We start from the raw sequence: 235 nt of genomic DNA on the forward strand, positions 1-235 counted from the left end.
CGTACATCTTCCGCGGCGCGCTGGATGTGGGCGCCACGACGATCACCCGTGAAATGGAAAAGGCGGCGGTGTACGCCATCGCCGAGCTGGCCGAGGAGGAGCAGAACGAGGTGGTGGCCGCGGCTTACGGCACCTACGACATTTCGTTCGGTCCCGAGTACCTGATTCCCAAGCCGTTCGATCCGCGCCTGATCGTGCGCATCGCGCCGGCGGTGGCCAAGGCCGCCATGGAAGG

Annotated in this window: 1 pseudogene; it reads left to right on the forward strand. The window is 66.0% G+C overall.

The window, feature by feature from the left end:
* A pseudogene (locus SB764_RS44700) lies at positions 1–235 on the forward strand (NADP-dependent malic enzyme); the annotation flags it as partial.

The sequence above is a fragment of the Paraburkholderia sp. SIMBA_027 genome (genome assembly GCF_046535315.1).
In the GTDB taxonomy this organism is placed as follows: Bacteria; Pseudomonadota; Gammaproteobacteria; order Burkholderiales; family Burkholderiaceae; genus Paraburkholderia; species Paraburkholderia tropica.